Genomic DNA, 24,078 nt, shown 5'->3' on the forward strand with positions numbered 1-24,078 from the left:
TTCGACTCTCGGACCGTTGCGGTCGGCGCAGCCACCTGCAGGACGCTGCGCCGTCCGTGAACGACTGCGCCAATCCGTCATGTCGAGACTTCGCGTCCGCCGGCCATCATTTTAGCGGGAAGTGTTCACTCTTGAACGGACGCGGCGGCCAAGCTGGGCTATGCCGGCTCGTAGCGCCAGCCTGCCGCGACCGATGCCGCCGAACTCACCGTCCCCGCTGGAGCGGAACCTCCTGCTCCGCTCGCTGCCACCCGTCGAACGGTCGAGGCTTCTCCCCCATGCGGAGGTGGTCACACTGGTGCGCGGCGACGTCCTGTTCGAGCCGGGGGACGAGGTCACCGCGATGATCTTCCCGCTCGACGGGACGGTGGTCTCCCTGATCGTGCCGCTGGAGGAGGGCCGCACCATCGAGACCGCGACCGTCGGTCGTGAGGGGGCGCTCGGCGGCGTCGTGAGCCAGGGCTACCTCCCGGCCTTCAACCGCGCCGTCGTTCAGATGGGCGGGGCAGCGGTGCGGCTGGACGCGGCGCGGATGCAGGCGGCCAAGCGCACCTCGCTGCCGATCCGCAACGCCCTCGTGCGCTACGCCGACTGCCTCCTCGCGCAGGTGGTCCAGTCCGTCGCCTGCAATGCCGCCCATCCCATCGAACAGCGGTGCGCGCGCTGGGTGCTCGCCCTGCACGACCGGCTCGCCACCGACGTCCTGCCGATCACCCAGGACATGCTGGCGGAGATGCTCGGGGTGCGCCGGACCTATCTCAGCGGCATCCTCAACCGGCTCCAGGCCCAGGGGCTCATCGAGATGGGCCGGGCCAGGATCACGGTCCGCGACCGGCCGGCTCTGCAGGCGGCGTCCTGCGAATGCCATCGCCGGGTGCAGGAGCACTTCGCCCTCGTCCTCGGCGCGACCTTCACGCCGGCCGGAACCCTCGTCGCGCTCGACCCCGACGGCGCGCCCGATCCCCTGGCGACGCACGGGGCCATTTCCGCATGACCGTGATCGACATGGAAGGCGTCGAGCATCTCATCGCCGCCGACCTGCGTCTCGCCGCGCTCAAGGCCTACGGCATCCTCGACACCCCGCCCGAGGCCGCCTTCGACGGCATCGTGCGGCTGGCGACCCGGCTGTGCCTGACCCCGGTCGCCCTCGTCAGCTTCGTGGCCGCCGATCGCCAGTGGTTCAAGGCACGGATCGGTTTTCCTTCGTGCGAGACCGACCTCGAGCGCTCGGTCTGCAAGTACGCGCTGGCCGAGCCGGACCTGCTGATCGTGCCCGACCTCGCGGCCGACCCGCGCACGGCCGACAACCCCCTCGTCACTGGGGAGCCGTTCATCCGGTTCTACGCCGGGGTGCCCCTGCGCGCGCCCGACGGGCAGGTGCTCGGCTCGCTCTGCGTCATCGACACCGCGCCCCGGCCCCAGGGGCTGACCCCGGAGCAGCAGGAGGACCTGCGCATCCTGGCGGCGCAGGTCGTCACCCAGCTGCAGATGCGCCGGGCCGTGGACGAGCGCGATCAGGTCCTTGCGTTCCAGGCCGCCGAGCTGCGGCGGGCGCACCGGCTCGACGTCATCGCCACCGCCTCCACGGCCCTGCTCACCGCCGACGACCCCTCCGCGGTCCTCGAACCCATTCTGAGGGACGGGGCCGACGCCCTCGGGTTCGACCGGGCCTGCCTCTACGACGTAACGCCGGACCGGCAGCACCTGCGCCTGACTCACGCGGTCAACATCTCTCCGGACGGGCGCGAGCGCCTGAAGCGCCTGCCGTTCGGGACTCCGCTCTGCGGCATCGTCGCGGAGACCCGCCAGCCCCTGATCCTCAGCGGGTTGCAGGCCAGTCTCGATCCGCGATGGGAGGCGGCCCGCGGCAACGGCCTCGACGCCTATGCCGGGTTCCCCATCGTCAGCCGGGGCGAACTCTGCGCGGTCATCGCCTTCGCCTCGACGCGGGTGGCCGCCTTCGACCGCGAGACCGTGGCGTTCTTCGAGACGCTCGCCCGCCTGATGGCGGCGGTCCACGAGCGCCTCGACGGCGAGGACGCCCTCGCCGAGAGCCGGGCCTACTGGCGCAGCCTGTTCGAGCGGCTGTGCGAGGGCTTCATCGTCGGCGAGGTCATCCGCGAGGCCGGACAGGTGATCGACTGGCGCTACGTCGAGGTCAACCGTGCCTGGGGCGACCTCGTCGGCATCGACGTGAACCAGGTTGCCGGCCGGACCATCCGCGAGGTCTTCCCCGGTATCGAGGACGCCTGGGTCAATGAGTTCGCACAGGTGGTGGAGAGCGCGGAACCGCGCGAGTTCCTGCGGCGGGTCGGGACGCTCGACCGCTGGTACGAGGGCCGCGCCTTCGCCATCGGCGCCGACCGCTTCGCCGTCACCTTCCTCGAAGTCACCGACCGGGTCCAGGCCGAGGCGCGGCGTACGGCCCTGCTGAGCCTCGGCGACCGGTTCCGCGACCTGACGGAGGCCCCGGAGATGATCCAGGCCGCCGCCGAGATCGTCGGCACGACCCTCGGCGTCACGCGGGCCGGCTATGGCCATATCGACGGCGACGTCGAATTCGTCGACATCGAGGAGGGCTGGACCGCACCGGGCGTCGCCAGCATCGCCGGGCGGCACCGCTACGCCGATTTCGGCGACATCCGCGAGCACCTTCGGCGCGGCGAGCCGCTGGTCATCGAGGACGTGCGAACTGATCCGAGAACGTCCTCGGATCCCCGGCTGATGCTCGACGTCGGCATCGGCGCGCTCGTGAACATGCCGGTTCGCGAGCGGGGACGCACGGTGGCGGTGTTCATCGTGCAGGACGACAAGCCCCGCCGATGGTCGCCGGAAACCCTGGCCTTCGTGCGCAACGTCGCCGAGCGTCTGGAGTCGGGCGTCGCCCGGCTCGAGGCCGAGGAGCAGCAGCGCATCCTCAACGAGGAGATCTCGCATCGCCTGAAGAACATGCTCGCGATGGTGCTGTCGATCGCCACGCAGACCCTTCGCGGTGTCCCCGACCGCGCTCCTGTGGAGGCCTTCGAGCGGCGCATCCACGCGCTGTCGACCGCCCACAACGTGCTCCTCCACAAGACATGGACGAGCGCCCCGGTCCGCGAGGTCGTCCATGCGGTCCTCGGCGCCGCGGGGCATGGCGACCGCATCACGGTCACGGGCCCCGATTTCGATCTCGGACCGCGCGCGACGCTCTCGGTCTCGCTCCTGCTGCACGAACTGGCGACCAATGCCGCCAAATACGGGGCCTTGTCGGTCCCCGACGGGCGGGTCGCCGTGACGTGGCGCCTGGATGACGGCATCGGGGAGCGTGAGGTCGTGCTCGACTGGGTCGAGCGGGGCGGCCCGCCACCTGTGGCCCCCGCGCACTCCAAGCGCGCCGGGTTCGGCTCGCGCCTCATTCGTTTGGGACTGGCCGGATCCGGCGGCGTCGACCTTCGTTACCCTTCCTCTGGCTTCGAAGCGACGCTGCGTGCGCTGCTCGTCCAATTGCAGCATGGATAGGGAGCGAGCCGTGGCTGCAGGGACTGCGAGGCGGAATGCCATCCTCGTCATCGAGGATGAGCCGGTCATGCGCCTCATGGCTGTCGACCTCGTCGAGGATGCGGGGTTCGAAGCCCTGGAAGCGTTCGACGCCGAGGAAGCGGTGCGCCTTATGGAGGCGCGGCCCGACATCGTCCTCGTCTTCTCCGACATCGACCTTGGCATCGGCATGGCGGGTCTGGACCTCGCCCATGCGATCCGGGACCGTTGGCCGCCGGTCGAGATCATCATGACATCGGGGAAGATTCAGCCCGAACCCGGGGATCTGCCAGAGCGCGGGCGCTTCTTCGAGAAGCCCTACCGCCGCGACGAGGTCGCCGCGGCGATGCGCGAACTCGCAGCCTGACCGGACGTCGGGGCGATCGGCCGAGCCGGATCCTGCCTCTCCGGCACCGGCCGCGCGGCCCGGCATGGAGACCGACACCCAGACCGGACCGGACGAACCGAAGCCGCATGGCCGGCGTCGACTCCGGATATCCGGAGACGCGCGGCGACGACACGGGCGCATCGGCGCCGACCCGGCGACCGACGGCGGCATCGGTGAGCGCCTTCTCGTCGACCGGCCCGAACGGTGACCGCGGACCGCACGGTGCGGATCAGTCGACAGGGCCGGGTTCCGAGCGAGCCCGGCTGTTCACCATTCACCGTGTGCGCCCCCGCACGCGCCTGTCAGCCCTGCTGCGCTGCACCTTGGCATCGCGGCGGCGCAGCGCCACCTCGGCGCAGGATTAAGACCGGACGCGGCCTGCGCCGCACCACAACGAGGTACCTCATGCCGTCCCTGCTCGACCCGATCCGTATCGGCGCCATCGAGGCGAAGAACCGGATCTTCATGGCGCCCCTGACGCGCGGCCGCGGCACCCGCGAGCACGTGCCGACCCCGATCATGGCCGAGTATTACGCCCAGCGCGCCGGCGCCGGCCTGATCCTCACCGAGGCCACCGGCATCAGCCAGGAGGGTCTCGGCTGGCCCTACGCACCGGGGATCTGGTCCGACGCCCAGGTCGACGCGTGGCGGCCGATCGTGAAGGCCGTGCACGACAAGGGCGGCAAGATCGTCTGCCAGATCTGGCACATGGGCCGGCTGGTCCACCCGGACTTCCTGGGCGGCGAGAAGCCGATCTCGGCCTCTGCCACGACGGCGCCCGATCAGGCGCACACGTATTCCGGCAAGAAGCCCTATGCCGAGGCGCGCCCGCTGGAGGTCTCGGAAGTGCCGCGCCTGCTCGCCGATTACGAGCGGGCCACCGCCAATGCCCTGGCGGCCGGCTTCGACGGCGTGCAGATCCACGCCGCGAACGGCTACCTGATCGACGAATTCCTCCGTGACGGCACCAACCACCGCACCGACCAGTACGGCGGCTCCATCGAGAATCGCGTGCGGCTGCTGCGCGAGGTGACCGAGGCTGTGGCGAAGGTGGCCGGGCCGGAGCGCACCGGCGTGCGGCTCTCGCCCAACGGCGCGATCCAGGGCTGCAACGATTCCGATCCGGAGCCGCTGTTCGTGGCCGCCGCCCAGGCGCTCGCCGATGTCGGGATCGCTTTCCTGGAGATGCGCGAGCCGGGGCCGAACGGCACCTTCGGCAAGGCCGACCACCCGCCGATCGCCCCGGCGATGCGGCGCGTGTTCCGCAACCCCATGATCCTGAACGCCGATTACGACGGCATCAGCGGCCAGAAGGTTCTGGATGCCGGCGAGGCCGACGCCATCGCGTTCGGCCGGACCTTCATCGCCAATCCGGACCTCGTCGAGCGGATCGCCCAGAAGGCGCCGCTCAACAAGGACGACGCCGCGACGTGGTACAGCCAGGGGCCCGAGGGCTACATCGACTACCCGACCCTGACGAAGTCCCGGGCCGCCTGACGCGCCCCGGCCAGCATCGTCTGCCGGGCCCCGGCGGGCACGGCAGGAAAGCGCGGCGGTCCCTAGGCAGGGGGCCGCTGCGCGCCTATGTGAGGGCAGGACCATGGATGTGCCTGCACCTCACGCGCTCGCGGAAGCCGGACCGACCGATGGACGCTGGAGCGCCGCGGATCGGATCGCGGAACTTCGTGATCTCGCGATCCTCGATTCGGAGCCGGAGCCGCTCTACGACGATCTCGTGCGGGTCGCAGCCTATGTCTGCCGCGCGCCGGTCGCCCTCGTCAGCCTGGTGGATGCCGAGCGGCAGTGGTTCAAGTCGGAGGTGGGCCTCGGCAAGCGCGAGTTGCCGATCAACTGCTCGGTCTGTGCCCATACGATCGAGGCGGGCGATCTTCTCGTCATCCCGGATCTGACCACCGACCCGCGGACCACTGAGAACCCCCTCGTGACCGGGGCGCCGGCCTTCCGCTTCTATGCGGGCGCGGTGATCCGCGGCAATCATGGCATTCCGATCGGTGCCCTGTGCGTGCTGGACCGGGCCCCGCGGCCGGACGGCCTCGATTCCGAGCAGACCGCGACCCTGCTGGCGTTGGCACGTCAGATCTCGAGCCTGCTGGAGCATCGCCGGACGCTGGCGCGGGTCGCCGCCCGCGAGGCGGAGATCGCCGCGAGCGAGCGCCGCTTCCGCGTGATGACCTCCGCCATGCCCCAGATGGTCTGGACCACCCGGCCGGACGGGTTCCACGATTATTACAACGACCGCTGGTACGAGTTCACCGGCGTGCCCTACGGCTCCACCGACGGCGAGGGCTGGAACGGGGTGTTCCACCCCGAGGACCAAGAGCGGGCCTGGGCGCGGTGGCGCCACTGCCTCAGGACGGGCGAGCCCTACGAGATCGAGTACCGCCTGCGCCACCACAACGGCGATTACCGCTGGACGCTCGGGCGCGCCATGCCGATCCGGGACGCCGAGGGGCGGATCGAGCGCTGGTTCGGGACCTGTACCGATATCGACGACCTGAAGCGTGCCGAGGCCGAAGCCCGCAAGCTCGCCGTGATCGTCGAGACCTCCAAGGACTTCATCGGGCTCTGCACCCTCGAGGGCGAGATCACCCATCTCAACGAGGCCGCCCTGGCCCTGGTCGGCCTGCCCGACCTCGCCGCCGCCCGGGCGTGCACGGTGTCCGACTTCTTCACCGACGACAGCCGCCGGATCCTGGCCGAGACCGTCATGCCGGCGGTGCGCCGGGACGGATTCTGGGAGGGCGAGCTGGCCTTCCGGCACTTCGTCACCGGCGAGCCGTTGGCGGTGCTCTACAACATCTTCCCGGTGCGCGATCCGATGGGGACCGAGGTGGGATACGCCACCGTCACGCGCGACCTGCGCGAGGCGAAGCGCGCCGAGGAGGCGCGGGACCTTCTGATCCGCGAGCTGTCGCACCGGATCAAGAACATCTTCGCGGTGGTCGGCGGCCTCGCCGCGCTGACCGCCCGGAGCGATCCTGCGGCCAAGCCGTTCGTGGCGGCGTTCCGCGAGCGACTGGGCGCCCTGGCCCGGGCCCACGAATATGTTCGCCCCCATTCCCCCGACAGCGCCCCGCCGGTGGCCGGTCAGACGGTGCTCGGGCTGATGCGCCTGATCATGGCCGCCTACGAGGAGAATGGACGCGCGCGCGTGGTGATCACCGGAGACGATGCCGAGATCGGCGAGCGCACCGCCACCGCCCTCGCCCTGATCATGCACGAGCAGGCGACCAACGCGGTCAAGTACGGGGGGCTCTCGACGCGGGAGGGCGGCGTCTCGCTGAGCGGGGCCCGGGAGGCAGGCCGCTATACGCTGACATGGCGCGAGGAGGGCGGCCCCCAGGTTGCCGGCGCGCCGCTCCGGAAGGGGTTCGGCACCGTTCTGGCCGAGCGCAGCGTCGCCGGCCAGCTCGACGGCGTGCTCGAGCACGACTGGGCGCCGGGCGGTCTCCTGATGCGGCTCTGTGTCCCGCTCGAGAACCTGCGGACCTGACATGACCCGGCCGCCGGCCGCTCCACGGCCGCGTCTCGTCGTCCTCGATTTCGACGGCACCCTGGCCGACAGCTTCCCGTGGTTCTGTTCGGTTCTGAACAGGGTCGCCGACCGCTACCGCTTCCGCCGGGTCGAGGCCCACGAGGTCGAGGGTCTGCGGCTCCTGGGCGCCCGGGCGATCGTGGCCCATCTCGGCATCCCGCGCTGGAAGCTGCCGCTCATCGCCTGCCACATGCACAGACTGGCCGCGCGCGACGCCGGCCAGATCGCCCTGTTTCCCGGCGTTCCGGCGATGCTGGCCACGGTCGCGGAGGCGCGCGTGCCGCTGGCGATCCTGTCGTCGAACCGCGCCGACACGGTGCGGCGGGTGCTCGGACCGGACAATGCCGACCGCATCGGCACCTATGCCTGCGGGGCCTCGGTCTTCGGGAAGGCGCGTCGGCTGCGGACGCTGCTCGCACGGACCGGCGTGGCGCCCGACCGGGCTCTCTGCATCGGCGACGAGATCCGCGACCCTCGAGGCGGCGCGCGCCCTGGGCTGTCCCTTCGGCGCCGTGGCCTGGGGCTATACCGATTCCCGGGCTCTCGCGGCCCTCGGCCCCGAGCACCTGTTCTCGGAGCCGGCGGAGATCGCCCGCCTCGTGGCGGGCGAGGCCGATCACATGCCGCGATTGGCGCCCGGCACGACGCTGGTGCCGCTGCCGCTGCCGAACGGCTCGTAGCGGGTCAGGCCGCGGAACAGCTGGCTGAGGAAGGCGCGGTCGGCGCCGCTCGTCGGCGTCGTGCGTTCGATGAAGTCGAAGATCCGGCCGTCCTGGAGGCCGTAGAGCGCCACCCGCTCGACCTTGAAGGCGGGCGAGAAATAGACCGCCGTCACCTTCTGGTCCTCGACCTGCTCACCCAGGAACATGATCGTCCGGCGGGTGTTCTGCGAGATGTAGTACCAGGACTTGTTGCCCACGGTGGACACCGTCGACGGCGTGCCGAGGATCTGCAGGACCTGCTCGGGGCTCATGCCGGGCTTGACCGTGGCGAGTGCCGCCTGGTCGACCTGATAGCCGTGACGCAGCTCCTCGCCGATGCAGCCGGACAGGCCGGTTCCCGCAAGGCCGAGCAGGGCGAGGCGCGCGAAGGACTGGACGAGACGGCGCCGCATCGGGCCCCCAGAGAGCGTGTTGACGGACGGGGCGCAACCGTCGTCGCCGACACGGGGCTCCGACGGCGCTTGCGCCCTGGGCGTGGGTTGCCGTACCGCGGGGTTATGGCTTTGACAAGGCAAGCTTGGCCACAGATGGCCGGGGTTCGGCACCGATGATCGCCGGGTTGTTCCGGCGCGCGAGCGCGCGGCGCCGCGCCGTCGAGGGGCTGCACGTGGCCTTGAGCATGGCCGCGCGCCGGCCGGGCCTCTACACGCGCCTCGGCGTGCCCGATACCGTGGAGGGCCGGTTCGAGGCCCTCTGCCTGCACGCGATCCTGGTCCTGCGCCGGCTGAACCGGCTGCCGGCGCCGGCATCCGAGGTGGCCCAGGATCTCGTGAATTCCGTCTTCACCCAGCTCGACGCCTCGCTGCGCGAACTCGGTGTCGGCGACATGGGCGTGTCCAAGCGGATGAAGAAGCTCGGCGCCGCCTTTTACGGCCGGGCCGAGGGCTACGATGCCGCCCTGGAGGCCGGCGACGCGGCGGCGCTGCGCGCCGTTCTCGTCCGCAACGTGCTGGGCGGCGAGGGTGACGGGCGCGGTCTTGCCGCCTACGTGCAGTCCGCCGACGCCGCCCTCGCCGGCGCCGATCTGGACGGGCTGCTCGGGGCCGGGCCGCCCTTCCCGGAGCCGGACGGCTTCGCGCCGGCATCGGTCCACGCTGGAGATGGAGGAAATTCATGACCCGCCACGCCGGCCAGGAGGGCTTTCCCCTCGCGCGCTGGGTCAATGTCGAGCGCCTGCCCCAGGGGCGCGGCGCCGTCACCGTGGAGGCGAGCCCGGCCGAATGCGCGGCGCTCGCCGCCGATTTCGGCATCCCCGGGATCCGCGATCTGGTCGGGCGCTTCGCCATCGAGGGGCCGACCAGCCGTCTCACCGTGACCGGCGCGGTGGAAGCCCTGGTGACGCAGGTCTGCACCGTGAGCCTCGAACCCTTCGAGGCGCCGGTCCATGAACCGGTCGAGGTGGTGTTCACCGATACCGACCAGCTCGCCGGCACCGAGGCCGAGGAGGCCGACATCCCCGACCCGCTGGTCGGCGGCCGCATCGATTTCGGTGCGCTCACCGCCGAGTTCCTGGCGCTTGGCCTCGATCCCTATCCGCGCAAGCCCGGCATCACCTTCGAGCCGGTGGTGGCGGGCGACGATGCGGGGCCCCTCGACGGCCTTCGCAAGCTCCGCGACGGCGGAGCCTGAGGCCGTAGGCGACCGCCCGGAAGCCTGCGCCGCCCGATTTCATTTGCCCGCCGGGCCGGTATCGCTATGGTCCGCCGCGCCCGGCGGGCCCCGTCCCGCCGACGTCTGAACCCTTTCCCGCCGAGACCCGCGACCCGCTACCGACATGTCCCAACGCGTGTGCATCTCGCTCGACGCCATGGGTGGCGACCACGGGCCCACCACGGTCGTGCCCGGCGCGGCCCTGGCCCGGGAGCGTCATCCCGGCACCACCTTCCTGATGTTCGGCGACGAGGCCGTGATCGCGCCGCTGGTCGCCAAGGAGCCCCGGCTCAAGGATTGCGTCGAGATCCGCCACACCAGCGTGGCCGTGGCCATGGACGACAAGCCCAGCCAGGCGGTGCGGCAGGGCCGGGGCAAATCGTCCATGTGGCAGGCGATCCAGGCGGTGCGCGACGGGCAGGCCGATGCCTGCGTGTCGGCCGGCAACACCGGCGCCCTGATGGCGATGTCGAAGATCTGCCTGAAGACCATGTCGGGCATCGAGCGTCCGGCCATCGCCTGCCTGTGGCCGACCGTGCGCGGCGAGAGCGTCGTGCTCGACGTCGGCGCCACCATCGGCACGGATGCCGAGCACCTCGTCGAGATGGCCGTGATGGGCTCCGCCATGGCCCGGATCGTGTTCGACCTCGACCGGCCCACCGTCGGCCTGCTCAATGTCGGCACCGAGGAGATGAAGGGCAACGAGGCGGTCAAGGAGGCCGCCCGGATCCTGCGCGAGATGGAGAGCCCCGGCCTCACCTATCACGGCTTCGTCGAAGGCACCGATCTCGGGCGCGGCACCGTCGACGTGGTGGTGACCGAGGGGTTCACCGGCAACATCGCCCTCAAGACCGCCGAGGGCACCGCCAAACAGATCGGCACGTATCTCCGCGCCGCCATGACCCGGACGCTGGCCGCCAAGATCGGCGCCCTGTTCGCCCGGCAGGCCTTCAAGGCCCTCAAGGACAAGATGAACCCGAGCCGGGCCAATGGCGGGGTGTTCCTCGGCCTCGAAGGCATCGTCATCAAGAGCCACGGTTCGGAGAATGCGCAGGGCTTCGCCGCGGCGATCGATCTGGCGCACGACATGGCGCGCCATGACATGATCCGCACGATCCGCGAGATGCTCGACCAGACCGCGGCGCTGGCGCCGGCGTGACGCCGGTGCCGGACTGAGCCCCGTCGACGGATGGGATGGAAATCGGACGGCTGCGGCTTCACAACTGGAAATTGTGAATCTGGCGTCGTCCGGGAAGGACAATGATGGCAACCCTCCGCACTGACCCCGAGCCGCACCGGCGCGCGCCCCCTCTGCGCTCGGTGGTGGTGGGGACCGGATCGAGCCTGCCCGCACGGGTGGTGACGAATGCCGATCTGGCCGAGCAGATGGACACCTCCGACGCATGGATCGTCCAGCGGACCGGGATCCGCCAGCGGCACATCGCGGCCGCCGACGAGACCACCTCGGTCCTCGGCGCGCGCGCGGCCCGGGCCGCCCTGGAGGATGCCGGCCTGACCGCCGACGACATCGACCTCGTGATCTGCGCCACCTCGACGCCGGACCACACCTTTCCGGCGACCGCGACCCAGATCCAGGCGGCGCTGGGCATCCATCAGGGCGCGGCCTTCGACCTGCAGGCGGTCTGCGCCGGCTTCGTCTTCGCGGTCTCGACCGCCGACAAGTTCCTGACCACGGGCGCGGCCCGCCGCGCGCTGGTGGTCGGCGCCGAGACCTTCTCGCGGATCGTCGACTGGGAGGACCGCACCACCTGCGTGCTGTTCGGCGACGGGGCCGGCGCCATCGTGCTGGAGGCGCAGGACGAGGCCGGGGACCGCGGCGTGCTCAGCGCGAGCCTGCGGTCGGACGGGCGCCACCGGGAAAAGCTCTATGTCGACGGCGGTCCGGGTTCCACCGGCACCACCGGCCACCTGCGCATGGAGGGCCGCGACGTGTTCCGGTTCGCCGTGGGGCAGGTCACCGACGTCATCGTCGAGGCTTTCGCGCAGGCGGGCGTCACCGCGGAGGAGCTCGACTGGTTCGTGCCGCATCAGGCCAATCGCCGGATCATCGAGGCCTCGGCCGACAAGATCGGAATCGCCCGGGAGAAGATTGTGCTGACGGTGGACCGCCACGGCAACACGTCGGCGGCCTCGATTCCCCTGGCCCTCGACGTGGCGCGGCGGGACGGTCGCATCCAGGCGGGCGACCTCGTGATGATCGAGGCGATCGGCGGCGGGTTCAGCTGGGGTGCGGCGCTGATCCGCTGGTGAGGCTTCGGGCGGGCGCCTGAAACGATTCGCGGCCCCGCTGCGGTTGACCGGGGGCGGAGCGCCGATTAGCGTGCCGGATCATAGGGATACGCCTTCAGCGTTTGGTGTGGCCGCGCGTGCCGCACCATGCGTCATGGGGCGAAGGATGCGGGCGAGGGGACACGGCATGGCAGGCAAGACGGTGACGCGCGCCGACTTGAGCGAGGCCGTCTACCATCAGGTGGGCCTGTCGCGGACCGAGTCGGCCGCCCTCGTCGAGACCGTGCTGTCGGAGATCTGCAGCTGCCTGGCGAGCGGCGAGACGGTGAAGCTGTCCTCGTTCGGCTCCTTCGTGGTGCGCAGCAAGGGCAAGCGCGTCGGCCGCAACCCCAAGACCGGGGTCGAGGTCGCGATCGAGCCGCGGCAGGTGATGGTGTTCAAGCCGTCCAACGTGCTCAAGGCCAAGATCAACGGCCTGAATGGCACGGGCGTTCACGACGACGATTGAGCGGGGCCGCGTGCGGGGCCGCCTCCTGCGGGGCCTGCGCCCCGGAACGGGCTGCGGTTCATCCTGCCCCGCCCTTGTCCCGGATGCCCGCAAGGTCGCGGACGGTGATCCGGAGCCCGGCACACGACGCACCGCACAAGCGGCACCCGCTCCAAACGCCGCCGGATTCCTCAGCCTCTCAGGCTTGAGTGCGACCCTGCGACCCGTCAAGATCGGGGCGTTCCGAGCCCATTCGCAAGACACCCATGCCGCCAGCCCTCGCCGCCGCACAGACCGACGAACCGCCGACCGGGATCGGCGAGAAGAGCGCCCACGCGTTCCGGACGATCAGCGAGGTGGCCGAGGAACTCGACGTGCCCCAGCACGTGCTGCGGTTCTGGGAGACTCGCTTTGGCCAGATCCGTCCCGTGAAGCGGGCGGGTGGACGGCGTTATTATCGGCCCCAGGATGTCGAGCTGGTGGCGGGCATCCGGCATCTCCTGCACGTGCAGCGCTACACCATCGCGGGGGCGCAGCGGGTCCTCAAGGAGAACGGCGTCCGCTTCGTGCAGGCGGTCGGCCGCGGCGAGGCCGTGGCGGCCGAACCCCTGATTCAGGAGGTCGAGACGGAGGCGGGCGCCCGGTCCGGCACTCTGGGAGCCTCCGACCGGGCGTCCCTGGCCGAAGCCCTGGAGGAATTGCGGGCCTGCCGCGCCCTGCTCGATGGCCTGCACGAGATGCCCGACCTGGAGGCCTGACATGGAGGCCTGACCGGCCCAGCCTGACCGTGTCGGCACGACCGCGCGATCCGACACGCGGCCAGCGAACTTTCCGGCGACAACCTGCGTTGTCGCCCGCATGGCCGCGCCCAAACCCAAGTTGACGCCCAGCCAGGAACTGATGGCCCGCATCATGCGGATCGTCCGCACATGCCCGGATGCGGCGTCCGAAGTCCTGGAACTGATGTTCCTCGTCAGCCAGATCGAGGCGGCCACCGGCGTCGACCGCGAGTACCGCGACGCCAAGCGCGTGATCAGCCGCCTGCGCAATCCGCTCTGGGAGATGGGTCCCACCGACCGGGAGAAACTCCTCGCGGCCGCCGAGACGATTCGCCGGGTCTGCCGTCTGGCCGAGGATGAGATTCCCCCCGCTCCGCTTGCCGATGCCGGGGAGCGCGCGCGGGTCGAAGGGCGGCTCGCCGCCGCCCTGGCCGGCGAATTCGATGCCGCGCAGATCGCCCGCATCACCGGTATCGTCGCGGCGGCTCTCCAGAATTAAGGGGCCGTCCGGGCCCTCGACGCCCGTGCGCGGCGTCCCCACATGGTCTCCACCGAGGAACGGGGCATCCGGACGCGCGTCCGGAGACAGGTCCCGGCTCGGCACTGGAGAGACGCTTCCATGATTGCCCTTCGTCCGCTCGCCGCGCTGCTCGTCGGGAGCATGGCCCTCGCCGGCCCGGCGCTGGCCCAGGCGCCCGCCAGCCGAACCAAGACCGTGGCGCCCGGCAAGACCGTGCGCATCGAGATCGCGCCGAACCTCAAGAAGGATTGTTCTCCTGGGCCGATGCCCGAGTTCAAGGTCTCCGGGCCGCCCAAGAACGGCTCGGTGATCACCAAGGTCGGCAAGCTGAAGACACCGGCGAGCTATCGCTGTCCCAACAAGGAGGCGGCCGTCCAGGCGCTGTTCTACCAGCCCAACTCCGGCTTCACCGGCACCGACGAAGTGACGTTCGAGGTCAAGAGCTCCGACGGTCAAGTGCAGACGCAGACCGTCAAGATTACGGTCGCGGCGTCCGGTGCCAAATCGGGAGACGATGGCAAGAAAGAGGGCACGGATTTGTGAGCCTGGGCCCGCTTAGGCGGTATCTGCCCAGTTCAGCGGCTCGTGCAGCCGTTCGGGGGCCGCACGGAGTCTCATCTGTGCCGCCTTCAGCGCTCGGGAGTGTTGCAAGCAATCGACATGCCGGGCGCCACGCTCGCCGCACTGCGACAAAAGCGGGCCTGTCGGTTGCATCCAAGCCGAGACAGGATGAAGCTGTCACGGTCTGAGAGGGTTATCGAATGCCCATGCATGCGACGAACGACCTTTTCCAGAGCTTCGCCCGAGGGTACGAGGCCCGCCGCGACACGGAGATGACGCTCTCCGAGTACCTGGAGGCCTGTCGCGACGAGCCCCTGATGTACGCCTCGGCCGCCGAGCGCATCCTCGCGGCGATCGGCGAACCCGAATTTGTGGACACCGCCAAGGATTCGCGCCTCGGCCGGATCTTCATGAACCGGACGATCCGGACCTACCCGGCCTTCCGGGAGTTCTACGGCATGGAGGAGACGATCGAGCGGATCGTCTCGTTCTTCCGCCACGCCGCGCAGGGGTTGGAGGAGCGCAAGCAGATCCTCTACCTGCTGGGCCCGGTGGGCGGCGGTAAGTCGTCGCTGGCCGAGCGGCTGAAGCTCCTGATGGAGGTTCACCCCGTCTACGTCCTCAAGGCCGGGGACGAGGTCTCGCCGGTCTTCGAGAGCCCGCTGGGCCTGTTCGATCCCGAGACGATGGGCGAGGAGATCCAGCGCCGCTACGGCATCCCGCGCCGGCGGCTGACCGGCCTGATGAGCCCCTGGGCGCTCAAGCGCCTCGACGAGTTCAACGGCGACATCTCGCGCTTCAAGGTGATCAAGGTCCGGCCCTCCCGGCTGCGCCAGATCGCCATCGCCAAGACCGAGCCGGGGGACGAGAACAACCAGGACATCTCCTCGCTGGTCGGCAAGGTCGACATCCGGCGCCTGGAGACCCTGTCGCAGGCGGATCCCGACGCCTACTCGTATTCGGGCGGCCTGAACCGCGCGAACCAGGGCATTCTCGAGTTCGTCGAGATGTTCAAGGCGCCGATCAAGATGCTGCACCCGCTGCTCACGGCGACGCAGGAGGGCAACTATGTCGGCACCGAGAATATCGGCGCGATCCCGTTCACCGGCGTGATCCTGGCCCACTCGAACGAGGCCGAGTGGCAGACCTTCAAGACCAACAAGAACAACGAGGCCTTCATCGACCGGATCTACGTGATCAAGGTCCCGTACTGCCTGCGCGTCACCGAGGAGCAGCGGATCTACGAGAAGCTGATCTCCAGCTCGGAACTCTCGGACGCCGCCTGCGCCCCCGGCACGCTGGAGATGCTGGCGCGCTTCTCGGTCCTGTCCCGCTTGCGCGAGCACGCCAATTCCAACGTCTTCTCGAAGATGCGGGTCTACGACGGCGAGTCCCTGCGCGAGGTCGATCCCCGCGCCCGCTCGATGCAGGAATACAAGGATACGGCCGGCGTCGACGAGGGCATGGACGGGATCTCCACCCGCTTCGCCTTCAAGGTCCTGGCCGCGACCTTCAACCACGACACCACCGAAGTCTCGGCCGATCCGGTACACCTGATGTACGTGCTGGAGCAGTCGCTCAAGCGCGAGCAGCTGCCGCCCGAGACTGAGAAGAAGTACCTGGAATTCATCAAGACCGAGCTGGCCCCGCGCTATGCGGAGTTCATCGGGCACGAGATCCAGAAGGCCTATCTCGAATCGTACCACGATTACGGGCAGAACCTGTTCGACCGGTATATCGACTATGCCGACGCCTGGATCGAGGACCAGGACTTCAAGGATGCCGAGACCGGGCAGCTCATGAACCGGGAGCTCCTGAACCAGGAGCTCACCAAGATCGAGAAGCCCGCCGGGATCGCCAACCCGAAGGACTTCCGCAACGAGGTGGTCAAGTTCGCCCTGCGCTCCCGCGCTCAGCATGGCGGCCGCAACCCGAGCTGGACCTCCTACGAGAAGCTGCGCGAGGTGATCGAGCGGCGGATGTTCTCCCAGGTGGAGGAACTGCTGCCGGTGATCTCCTTCGGTTCCAAGAAGGATGGCGAGACCGAGAAGAAGCACGGCGAGTTCGTCGAGCGCATGGTCGCGCGCGGCTACACCGAGCGGCAGGTTCGCCGTCTGGTGGAATGGTACATGCGGGTGAAGCAGGCCGGCTGAGGCGCGGGGTGTCCGGCCGGGTCCAATCCGGCCGGCACAGGGTTCGACCCTGAGATCCGACCCTTTGCCGCCACAGTTTCGGACGACCGGCCGGTGAAGATCTCGGCCCTGCTGCAAAAGAGGGATCCATCCCTCCGGTAACGGCATGGTACGACAAGGGTCCGGACCCGGCCGGAACACGCGGACGAGGGTTTTCGCAGCGGATGCATATCGTCGACCGACGTTTGAACCCGGGCGGCAAGAGCCTCCCGAACCGCCAGCGCTTCCTGCGGCGCGTGAAGGACGTGGCCCAGCGCGCGGTGCGGGAATCCGCCCGCGAGAAGGACATCAAGGATCTCGGCAAGGACGGCCGCGTCACCGTGCCGGCTGACGGCGTCCGGGAGCCCCGCTTCTCGCGCCAGCCCGGCACGGGCCTGCAGGACCACATCCTGCCCGGCAACAAGACCTACGTCGAGGGCGACACGATCGAGCGGCCCCCGGGCAGCGGCGGCGGCCGTGGTGCCGGCGAAGGCGGGGAGGGCGGCGAGAACAGCGAGGACGCGTTCCGCTTCGTCCTCACCCGCGAGGAGTTTCTGGAGCTCTTCCTCGAGGATCTGGAGCTTCCGGACCTCGCCAAGCGGCGGCTGGCCGTGGTGGAGACCGAGGGGCTGCGCCGGGCGGGCTACACGGTCACCGGCTCGCCGGCGAATCTCGCGCTCACCCGCACCCTGCGCAACTCGATGTCCCGGCGGATCGCCCTTAAGCGGCCGAAGCCCGAGGAAGTCGCGGCCCTGGAGGCGCAGATCCAGGCCCTGGCGGAGGGCGATCCAGAGCGTTCGGAACTGGAGCAGGCCCTGTTCAGGCTGCGCGAGCGGTCGAAGCGGATCCCTTACGTCGATCCGATCGACCTGCGCTTCCGCCGGTTCGAGCCCTATCCGCGGCCGATCGCCCAGGCGGTGATGTTCTGCCTGATGGATGTGTCGGGCTCGATGACCGAGCACATGAAGGACCTCGCCAAGCGGTTCTACATCCTGCTGCACATCTTCCTGACGCGCCGCTACCGGCACGTGGAGATCGTCTTCATCCGCCATACCGACCGGGCGACCGAGGTGGACGAGGAGACCTTCTTCGGCTCCCGGGAGACCGGCGGCACCCTGGTCTCCTCGGCGCTCGTGGAGATGAAGCGCATCATCGCCGAGCGCTACGACCCGAACGACTGGAACATCTACGCGGCCCAGGCCTCGGACGGCGACAACGTCTCCTCCGACGGGCCGACCTCGACGGAACTCCTCCGGTCGCACATCCTTCCGGCCTGCCAGCACTTCGCCTATCTCGAGGTGGGGGACGAGAACGGCCCCCGCGCCGGCTTCGTGGAGCACCGCACCACCCTGTGGCGGACCTACGAGGCGATCGCCAAGGCCGGCGGTCCGATCGCCATGCGCAAGGTCAACCATCGCCGGGAGATCTACCCGGTCTTCCGCGAGCTGTTCGGCCGCAAGGAAGGCCGCGCCGAGGCGGAGGCGTGACACGGAGTGGCGCGACGCGCCCCTCCCGCCTCTGCGGGGGAGGGCGAGACGCGGAGTTGGCCGGATCCAAGCAATCGAACGGGAGGCCGCATGACGCTCGTCAAGGCACGGACGCCCCAGACCATCTCCGGGGGCCAGAAACCCCTGTTCACCGGTAACGACTGGGATTTCGACACGATCCGACGGATCCACGACGCCTGCGAGGCGGTGGCCGGACCGCAGCTCGGCCTGTCCTGGTACCCGAACCAGATCGAGATCATCACGGCCGAGCAGATGCTCGACGCCTACGCGTCGATCGGCATGCCGCTGTTCTACAAGCACTGGTCCTTCGGCAAGCACTTCGCCCAGCACGAGTCCGGGTACCGCCGCGGCCTCATGGGCCTCGCCTACGAGATCGTCATCAACTCCGACCCGTGCATCTCCTACGTCATGGAGGAGAATACGGCGACGATGCAGACGCTCGTCATCGCGCACGCCGCCTTCGGGCATAACCACTTCTTCAAGAACAACTATCTGTTCCGGCAGTGGACCGACGCCGAAGGCATCCTGGACTATCTCGACTTCGCCAAGGGCTTCATCGCCCGCTGCGAGGAACGCTACGGCCACCAGGCGGTGGAGCAAGTGCTGGACGCCGCCCATGCGCTGATGAGCCAGGGGGTCCACCGCTATCCGCGCAAGAAGCGGCCGGACCTCGCCTCCGAGCAGCGGCGCGAGCGCGAGCGGATCGAGCACGGGGAGCAGATCTACAACGATCTCTGGCGGACCCTGCCGCAGAAGGTCGGCGCCGTCCGCTCCGACATGGCCGCCGAGCGGCGCAAGGCGCTGCTGGAGCTGCCCCAGGAGAACATTCTTTATTTCCTGGAGAAGATCGCGCCCCGCCTGCGCCCCTGGCAGCGCGAGATCCTGCGCATCGTCCGCCTGGTGGCCCAGTACTTCTACCCGCAGCGCCAGACCAAGGTGATGAACGAGGGCTGCGCCACGTACTGCCACTATCGGATCATGAATGCCCTGTCGGAATCCGGGCAGATCACCGAGGCGGCCTACCTCGAATTCCTGCAATCGCACACCAACGTCATCCGGCAGCCGAACTACGACGACCGCTCCTACGGCGGCCACAACCCCTACGCGATCGGCTTCGCCATGATGCAGGACATCGCCCGCATCGCCGAGCAGCCGACCGACGAGGACCGGGCGTGGTTCCCCGACATCGCCGGCACCGGCGACGCCATGGCGGTCCTGCGCGACTGCTGGGAGAATTACCGCGACGAGAGCTTCATCCAGCAGTTCCTGTCACCCAAGCTGATGCGCGACCTGCGCCTGTTCCACGTCGTGGACGATCCGGAGGAGCCGGAGCTGCGGGTCGAGGCGATCCACGACGAGCGCGGCTACCGCAAGCTGCGCCGCGCCTTCGCGCGCCAGTATGACGTCGCGTGGCTCGATCCCGACATCGAGGTGGTGGATGTGGATCTCGAGGGCGACCGGCGCCTGATCCTGCACCACAAGGCGATCAACAAGATCACCCTGCAGAAGGACGACGCCAAGCGAGTCCTGCAGCACCTCGCCGACCTCTGGGGCTACGACGTGGTGCTCAAGGAGATCGAGCCGGCCACCGGCACGGTGCTGGGCGAGATCACCGCCAGCGCACGGCCGATCTTCTTCTGATCGGAGCCGCGCGACGGTTGATTCCATCCGGACACCGCAGGATGCGGGGGGATGGACGGGAGGCGGGCTTCGGATTGCCTCCCGGGAGCGCCCGTGCTGCAAGGGCCCATGACCGCCACGATCCTGACCCTCGCCGAGACCCGCGACTTCCTCGACCGCGAGTTCCCGCAGATGCAGGCGGGCGGGCGGGCCTACCACCTCGAGGCCGTGGGACCGCTCTCGGCGCGGATGCGGCTGGAGGCCCACGAGCGCTTCCTGCGCCCGGGCGCGACGGTGTCGGGGCCGGCCATGATGGCGCTCGCCGACTATGCCCTCTACGCGGCAATCCTCGCCAATATCGGGCCGGTGGCGCTCGCGGTGACCACGAGTCTCAACTTCAACTTCCTGCGCAAGCCCGCCACGGGGGATCTCGTGGCCGAATGCCGGCTGCTCAAGCTCGGGCGGCGGCTCGCCGTCGGCGAGGTGGCGATCACCGCTGTCGGCAGCCCGGACCTCGTCTGCCACGCCACCGGCACCTACTCGATCCCGCCGCGCTGAGGACGCTCAGGCCCGCGCCTCCGCGAGCCGGGCGGCGTAGCGAGCGATCAGGTCGACCTCCAGGTTCAGGCGGTCGCCCTGGCGCCGCTCACCCCAGGTGGTGACCTGGAGCGTGTGGGGGATCAGCAGCACCGAGAACAGGTCGCCCTGGACCGAATTCACCGTGAGCGAGGTGCCGTCGAGGCAGACCGAGCCCTTCTCGGCGATGAACTTCGCCAGGGCCGCCGGCGCCCGGAGCGTGAACCGCTCGCTCGGCCCCCAGGCGCCCGCCGTGACGCTCTCGCGCTCCACGATCTCGGCGAGACCGTCGACGTGGCCCGTGACCAAGTGGCCGCCGAGTTCATCGCCGATCTTGAGGGAGCGTTCGAGGTTGATCCGCGTGCCCGCCGCCCAGGCGCCCACGGTGGTGCGCGCCAGGGTCTCGGCGGCCGCGTCCACCGCGAAGACGCAGCCGCCCTCGGCCGGCTCGACCGATACCGCCGTGAGGCAGGGGCCCGCGCAGGCGATCGAGGCGCCGAGCGCGATCGTCGCCGGGTCGTAGGAGGCGCGGATCGCGATCCGGCGCAGATCACCTTCGCCCGAGACCGAGACGACCGTGCCGACGTCGCTGACCAACCCCGTGAACATCGCTTACGTCCTGTTGCGCTCGTAGGTCACGGCCTCGTCGGGCCCGAACGTGAGCCGCTCGGCCTCGCGGAACCGGTCGCCCGCCAGGGCCTCCGCCAGGGCGGGCCCCAGCGCCGGAAGACCGCCCGCCGGTCCCAGTTCCACCGGACCGGTGACCAGCGTGCAGGTATCGATCAGATCGGCCCGTGCGAGCGCCTCCGCAAGGCGGGGGCCGCCCTCGCTGCACAGGCGGGTCAGGCCGCGCTCGCCCAGCTGCGCCAGGGCCGCCGGGAGATCGATCCCGCCGGCCGCGGCGTCCGCCGGGACGGTCGCGACCTCGACGCCGAGCGCCTCCAGGGCGCGCCGCGCATGGGCCGGGGCCGAGCGGGTGGTGAGCACCAGGGTCGGCGTGTCGCGGGCGGTCCGCGCCAGGACGCTGGCGGGCGAGAGCCGCAGATGCGTGTCGAGCACGACCCGCAGGGGTGAGCGCCCGTCCAGGCCCGGCAGCCGGACGGTCAGCGACGGGTCGTCCGCCCGGGCGGTGCCGATGCCGATCAGGATCGCGTCGGCATGGGCGCGCCAGAGATGGACCGCCCCGTCCGCCACCGGGCCGGTGATGCGCAGGCGCTCCGGACCGGCGGCGGCGCAGAAGCCGTCGCGGGTGCGGGCGAGCTTGAGGTGCAGGGCCGGGCGGCCGCGTGTCACCCGGGTGATGTGGCCGACATGGTCGCGCGCCGCCGCATCCCGCATCAGCCCGGTCTCGACCGCGACGCCGCCCTGTCTCAGGAGATCGTGGCCCCGCCCCGCCACCCGCGGGTCGGGATCCTCCAGGGCACTGACCACCCGGGCGATCCCGGAGGCCAGGATGGCGTCGGTGCAGGGCGGCGTGCGGCCGTGATGTGAGCACGGCTCAAGGGTCACGTAGAGGGTCGCGCCGCGGGCGGCGTCCCCCGCGGCGGCCAGCGCCACGGGCTCCCCGTGCGGGCGTCCCCCCCGCGCCGTCGCCGCCGTCCCGAGGATGCGCCCGGTCCCGGGCTCGACCACCACGGCGCCGACCGACGGGTTCGGCCACGTGGTGCCGAGACCGCGGCGGCCCAGCGCCAGGGCGAGGCGCATGAAGTGGGTATCGTCGCTCATGGGCGGCCGGCGCGGCGCCGCCCCGGTGCCTCGGGCTCCAGCTCGGCGTCCGGCCCCGGCACGGCCGCCGGCACCGGGCTACCGTCGCTCAGCGTGCCGAGCAGGTCCTCGAAGTCCTTCGCCTCGCGGAAGTTCTTGTAGACGGAGGCGAAGCGCACGTAGGCGACGTCGTCGAGACCCTTGAGCCCCGCCATCACCAGTTCGCCGATCGCCTCGGATGTCACCTCGGGCTCCCCGGCGCTCTCGAGCTGCCGGGTGATGCCGCTGACCAGCCGCTCGATCCGCTCCGGATCGACGGCGCGCTTGCGGAGCGCCACGTCGATGGAACGCTGAAGCTTGTCCCGGTCGAAGGGCACGCGCTTGCCCGAGCGCTTGAGCACCACGACCTCGCGCAGCTGCACCCGTTCGAAGGTGGTGAAGCGGCCGGCGCAGTCGGGGCAGACCCGGCGCCGCCGGATCGCGGCCCCGTCCTCGGAGGGCCGCGAGTCCTTCACCTGGGTCTCGGAGCCGCCGCAATAGGGACACCGCATGGATGGGATACTCGGGCATGGAAACGGCCGCGGACCGGTCGGATCCGCGGCCGTTTCCTAATCCACCGAAGGGCGGCCCGAAAGACCGGCCCCGCTCACGCCTCAGCCGTAGATCGGGAACCGGTCCGTGAGGGCATGGACGCGGGTCTTGACATCGGCCTCGACCGCGCTGTCGCCCGCCTCACCCTTGGCGGCGAGCCCGTCCAGCACCTCGACGATGAAGCCGCCGATCTGCTTGAACTCGGCGACGCCGAAGCCGCGGGACGTGCCGGCGGGGGTGCCGAGCCGGATGCCCGAGGTGATGGTCGGCTTCTGCGTGTCGAAGGGCACGCCGTTCTTGTTGCAGGTGATGTGCGCCCGCGACAGCGCGGCTTCCGCCGCCTTGCCGGTGAGGCCCTTCCGCTGCAGGTCGACCAGCATCAGGTGGTTGTCGGTGCCGCCCGAGGTGATGTCGTAGCCGCCCGAGATCAGCGTGTCGGCGAGCGCCTTGGCGTTCTCCACCACCTGGCGGGCGTAGATCTTGAACTCGGGCTTCAGCGCCTCGCCGAAGGCCACGGCCTTGCCGGCGATGACGTGCATCAGCGGGCCGCCCTGGATGCCCGGGAAGATCGCCGAGTTGAACTTCTTGGCCAGCGCCTCGTCGTTCGTCAGGATCATGCCGCCGCGCGGGCCGCGGAGCGTCTTGTGGGTCGTCGTGGTGGCGACATGGGCGTGCGGGAACGGCGACGGATGAACGCCGGCCGCAACGAGGCCCGCGAAATGGGCCATGTCGACCATGAAGTAGGCGCCCACCGAGTCGGCGATCTCGCGGAACTTGGCGAAGTCCCAGTGGCGCGGGTAGCCCGAGCCGCCGGCGATGATCACCTTCGGCTTATGCTCCTGTGCGAGCTGGGCGACCTGCTCCATGTCGATCCGCTGGTCCTCGCGGCGCACCGTGTAGGAGACCGGCTTGAACCACTTGCCCGAGACGTTCGGCGGGGCGCCGTGCGTCAGGTGGCCGCCCGCGGCGAGGTCGAGGCCCAGGAAGGTGTCGCCGGGCTGCATCAGGGCCAGGAACACGCCCTGATTGGCCTGGGAGCCCGAGTTCGGCTGCACGTTGGCGAAGCCGCAATCGAACAGGCGCTTGGCGCGCTCGATGGCGAGATCCTCGGCGATGTCCACGAACTGGCAGCCGCCGTAGTAGCGCCGGCCCGGATAGCCCTCCGCGTACTTGTTGGTCAGCACCGAGCCCTGCGCCTCCAGCACGGCGCGGGAGACGATGTTCTCCGAGGCGATCAGCTCGATCTCGTGCTGCTGACGGCCGAGCTCCTTGGCCACCGCCTCGGCGATCTCGGGATCGGTCTCCGTGAGGGGGGCGGCGAAGAAGCTGTTGGAGAAGTGCTTGTCGGCGGCGGTACCGGCGCTCATGGTCTGCCTCTGTTCTGGTAGGGGCGATGCCCGGCCTTTCGTCGGCGTGCACGGGCGGGCGTTCAAGGTGGGATTCCTACACGCGCCGACGGCTCAGGCCAAGCGCAGG

General features: G+C 70.0%; 22 protein-coding genes and 1 pseudogene. 18 read left to right on the forward strand and 5 right to left on the reverse strand.

The features are described 5' to 3' along the window. Nucleotides 1-193: 193 nt before the first annotated feature. The 6 genes and pseudogenes from ABC766_RS19475 to ABC766_RS19500 all read left to right on the forward strand — a co-directional run bounded on the left by ABC766_RS19475 (nucleotide 194) and on the right by ABC766_RS19500 (nucleotide 8,143). The gene (locus ABC766_RS19475; RefSeq protein ID WP_342142208.1) at nucleotides 194-994 is read left to right on the forward strand and encodes a Crp/Fnr family transcriptional regulator; all 801 of its coding nucleotides are present in this window, start codon (nucleotides 194-196) and stop codon (nucleotides 992-994) included. Beyond that, complete coding sequence (locus ABC766_RS19480; protein ID WP_345819284.1) at nucleotides 991-3,501, forward strand: GAF domain-containing protein; 2,511 nt, start codon at nucleotides 991-993, stop codon at nucleotides 3,499-3,501. Before ABC766_RS19475 ends, ABC766_RS19480 begins: the two co-directional genes overlap by 4 nt. 10 nt (nucleotides 3,502-3,511) lie before the next feature. Then, on the forward strand, nucleotides 3,512-3,886 hold the full coding sequence (locus tag ABC766_RS19485) for a response regulator (protein WP_236952725.1): 375 nt from the start codon (nucleotides 3,512-3,514) through the stop codon (nucleotides 3,884-3,886). A 426-nt stretch (nucleotides 3,887-4,312) separates the two neighbouring features. Continuing rightward, nucleotides 4,313-5,404, forward strand: coding sequence for an alkene reductase (locus ABC766_RS19490; RefSeq protein ID WP_043348413.1), 1,092 nt, complete (start codon nucleotides 4,313-4,315; stop codon nucleotides 5,402-5,404). 103 nt (nucleotides 5,405-5,507) lie between these two features. Further along, nucleotides 5,508-7,421, forward strand: coding sequence for a PAS domain S-box protein (locus ABC766_RS19495; protein ID WP_043759241.1), 1,914 nt, complete (start codon nucleotides 5,508-5,510; stop codon nucleotides 7,419-7,421). 1 nt (nucleotide 7,422) lies between these two features. Continuing rightward, a pseudogene (locus tag ABC766_RS19500) lies at nucleotides 7,423-8,143 on the forward strand (HAD hydrolase-like protein). Here the strand turns inward: ABC766_RS19500 and ABC766_RS19505 are convergent. Further along, a complete protein-coding gene (locus tag ABC766_RS19505) occupies nucleotides 8,080-8,577 on the reverse strand; it encodes an outer membrane protein assembly factor BamE (RefSeq protein WP_342142191.1) in 498 nt (165 codons plus the stop codon). The pseudogene ABC766_RS19500 and the gene ABC766_RS19505 sit on opposite strands and share 64 nt — an antisense overlap. A gap of 155 nt (nucleotides 8,578-8,732) precedes the next feature. Between ABC766_RS19505 and ABC766_RS19510 the strand changes: the two genes are divergently transcribed. The 12 genes from ABC766_RS19510 to ABC766_RS19565 all read left to right on the forward strand — a co-directional run bounded on the left by ABC766_RS19510 (nucleotide 8,733) and on the right by ABC766_RS19565 (nucleotide 20,289). Next, complete coding sequence (locus ABC766_RS19510; RefSeq protein ID WP_043348434.1) at nucleotides 8,733-9,302, forward strand: ubiquinol-cytochrome C chaperone family protein; 570 nt, start codon at nucleotides 8,733-8,735, stop codon at nucleotides 9,300-9,302. Continuing rightward, the gene (locus ABC766_RS19515) at nucleotides 9,299-9,814 is read left to right on the forward strand and encodes a YceD family protein (RefSeq protein WP_043348436.1); all 516 of its coding nucleotides are present in this window, start codon (nucleotides 9,299-9,301) and stop codon (nucleotides 9,812-9,814) included. Before ABC766_RS19510 ends, ABC766_RS19515 begins: the two co-directional genes overlap by 4 nt. A 145-nt stretch (nucleotides 9,815-9,959) precedes the next feature. Next, entirely contained in the window at nucleotides 9,960-10,994 is a 1,035-nt protein-coding gene (gene plsX / locus ABC766_RS19520; protein WP_043348438.1) for a phosphate acyltransferase PlsX, read from the forward strand. Between the two features lie 104 nt (nucleotides 10,995-11,098). Further along, on the forward strand, nucleotides 11,099-12,106 hold the full coding sequence (locus ABC766_RS19525) for a beta-ketoacyl-ACP synthase III (protein ID WP_051976215.1): 1,008 nt from the start codon (nucleotides 11,099-11,101) through the stop codon (nucleotides 12,104-12,106). 166 nt (nucleotides 12,107-12,272) lie between these two features. Next, nucleotides 12,273-12,593 carry an integration host factor subunit alpha gene (locus tag ABC766_RS19530; RefSeq protein ID WP_043348440.1) on the forward strand — a complete coding sequence of 107 codons (321 nt, stop codon included), beginning with the start codon at nucleotides 12,273-12,275 and terminating at the stop codon, nucleotides 12,591-12,593. Between the two features lie 245 nt (nucleotides 12,594-12,838). Then, entirely contained in the window at nucleotides 12,839-13,330 is a 492-nt protein-coding gene (locus ABC766_RS19535; RefSeq protein WP_342142190.1) for a MerR family transcriptional regulator, read from the forward strand. 100 nt (nucleotides 13,331-13,430) lie between these two features. Then, nucleotides 13,431-13,850, forward strand: a complete 420-nt coding sequence (locus ABC766_RS19540; RefSeq protein WP_043386440.1) for a hypothetical protein — start codon at nucleotides 13,431-13,433, stop codon at nucleotides 13,848-13,850. Nucleotides 13,851-13,970: 120 nt separating this feature from the next. Further along, nucleotides 13,971-14,414, forward strand: a complete 444-nt coding sequence (locus tag ABC766_RS19545) for an Ig-like domain-containing protein (RefSeq protein WP_043348449.1) — start codon at nucleotides 13,971-13,973, stop codon at nucleotides 14,412-14,414. Between the two features lie 218 nt (nucleotides 14,415-14,632). Next, nucleotides 14,633-16,585, forward strand: a complete 1,953-nt coding sequence (locus ABC766_RS19550) for a PrkA family serine protein kinase (RefSeq protein ID WP_043348452.1) — start codon at nucleotides 14,633-14,635, stop codon at nucleotides 16,583-16,585. Nucleotides 16,586-16,788: 203 nt separating this feature from the next. Continuing rightward, nucleotides 16,789-18,090: a YeaH/YhbH family protein gene (locus tag ABC766_RS19555; RefSeq protein WP_043386438.1), complete on the forward strand. Its 1,302-nt coding sequence runs from the start codon at nucleotides 16,789-16,791 to the stop codon at nucleotides 18,088-18,090. A 90-nt stretch (nucleotides 18,091-18,180) separates the two neighbouring features. Next, entirely contained in the window at nucleotides 18,181-19,752 is a 1,572-nt protein-coding gene (locus tag ABC766_RS19560) for a SpoVR family protein (RefSeq protein ID WP_345819285.1), read from the forward strand. 108 nt (nucleotides 19,753-19,860) lie between these two features. Further along, nucleotides 19,861-20,289, forward strand: coding sequence for a PaaI family thioesterase (locus ABC766_RS19565; protein WP_043386434.1), 429 nt, complete (start codon nucleotides 19,861-19,863; stop codon nucleotides 20,287-20,289). A gap of 6 nt (nucleotides 20,290-20,295) precedes the next feature. Here the strand turns inward: ABC766_RS19565 and ABC766_RS19570 are convergent, their stop codons facing one another. From ABC766_RS19570 to glyA, 4 genes are all read right to left on the reverse strand, one after another. Further along, on the reverse strand, nucleotides 20,296-20,916 hold the full coding sequence (locus tag ABC766_RS19570) for a riboflavin synthase (protein ID WP_075380886.1): 621 nt from the start codon (nucleotides 20,914-20,916) through the stop codon (nucleotides 20,296-20,298). A gap of 3 nt (nucleotides 20,917-20,919) precedes the next feature. Further along, complete coding sequence (ribD, locus tag ABC766_RS19575) at nucleotides 20,920-22,032, reverse strand: bifunctional diaminohydroxyphosphoribosylaminopyrimidine deaminase/5-amino-6-(5-phosphoribosylamino)uracil reductase RibD (protein ID WP_287090437.1); 1,113 nt, start codon at nucleotides 22,030-22,032, stop codon at nucleotides 20,920-20,922. Beyond that, nucleotides 22,029-22,562, reverse strand: a complete 534-nt coding sequence (gene nrdR / locus ABC766_RS19580; protein WP_043386431.1) for a transcriptional regulator NrdR — start codon at nucleotides 22,560-22,562, stop codon at nucleotides 22,029-22,031. Before nrdR ends, ribD begins: the two co-directional genes overlap by 4 nt. Nucleotides 22,563-22,664: 102 nt before the next feature. Continuing rightward, on the reverse strand, nucleotides 22,665-23,969 hold the full coding sequence (glyA, locus tag ABC766_RS19585) for a serine hydroxymethyltransferase (protein ID WP_043356556.1): 1,305 nt from the start codon (nucleotides 23,967-23,969) through the stop codon (nucleotides 22,665-22,667). Nucleotides 23,970-24,078: the final 109 nt, after the last annotated feature.

This window comes from Methylobacterium fujisawaense, assembly GCF_039619325.1.
In the GTDB taxonomy this organism is placed as follows: domain Bacteria; phylum Pseudomonadota; class Alphaproteobacteria; order Rhizobiales; family Beijerinckiaceae; genus Methylobacterium; species Methylobacterium fujisawaense.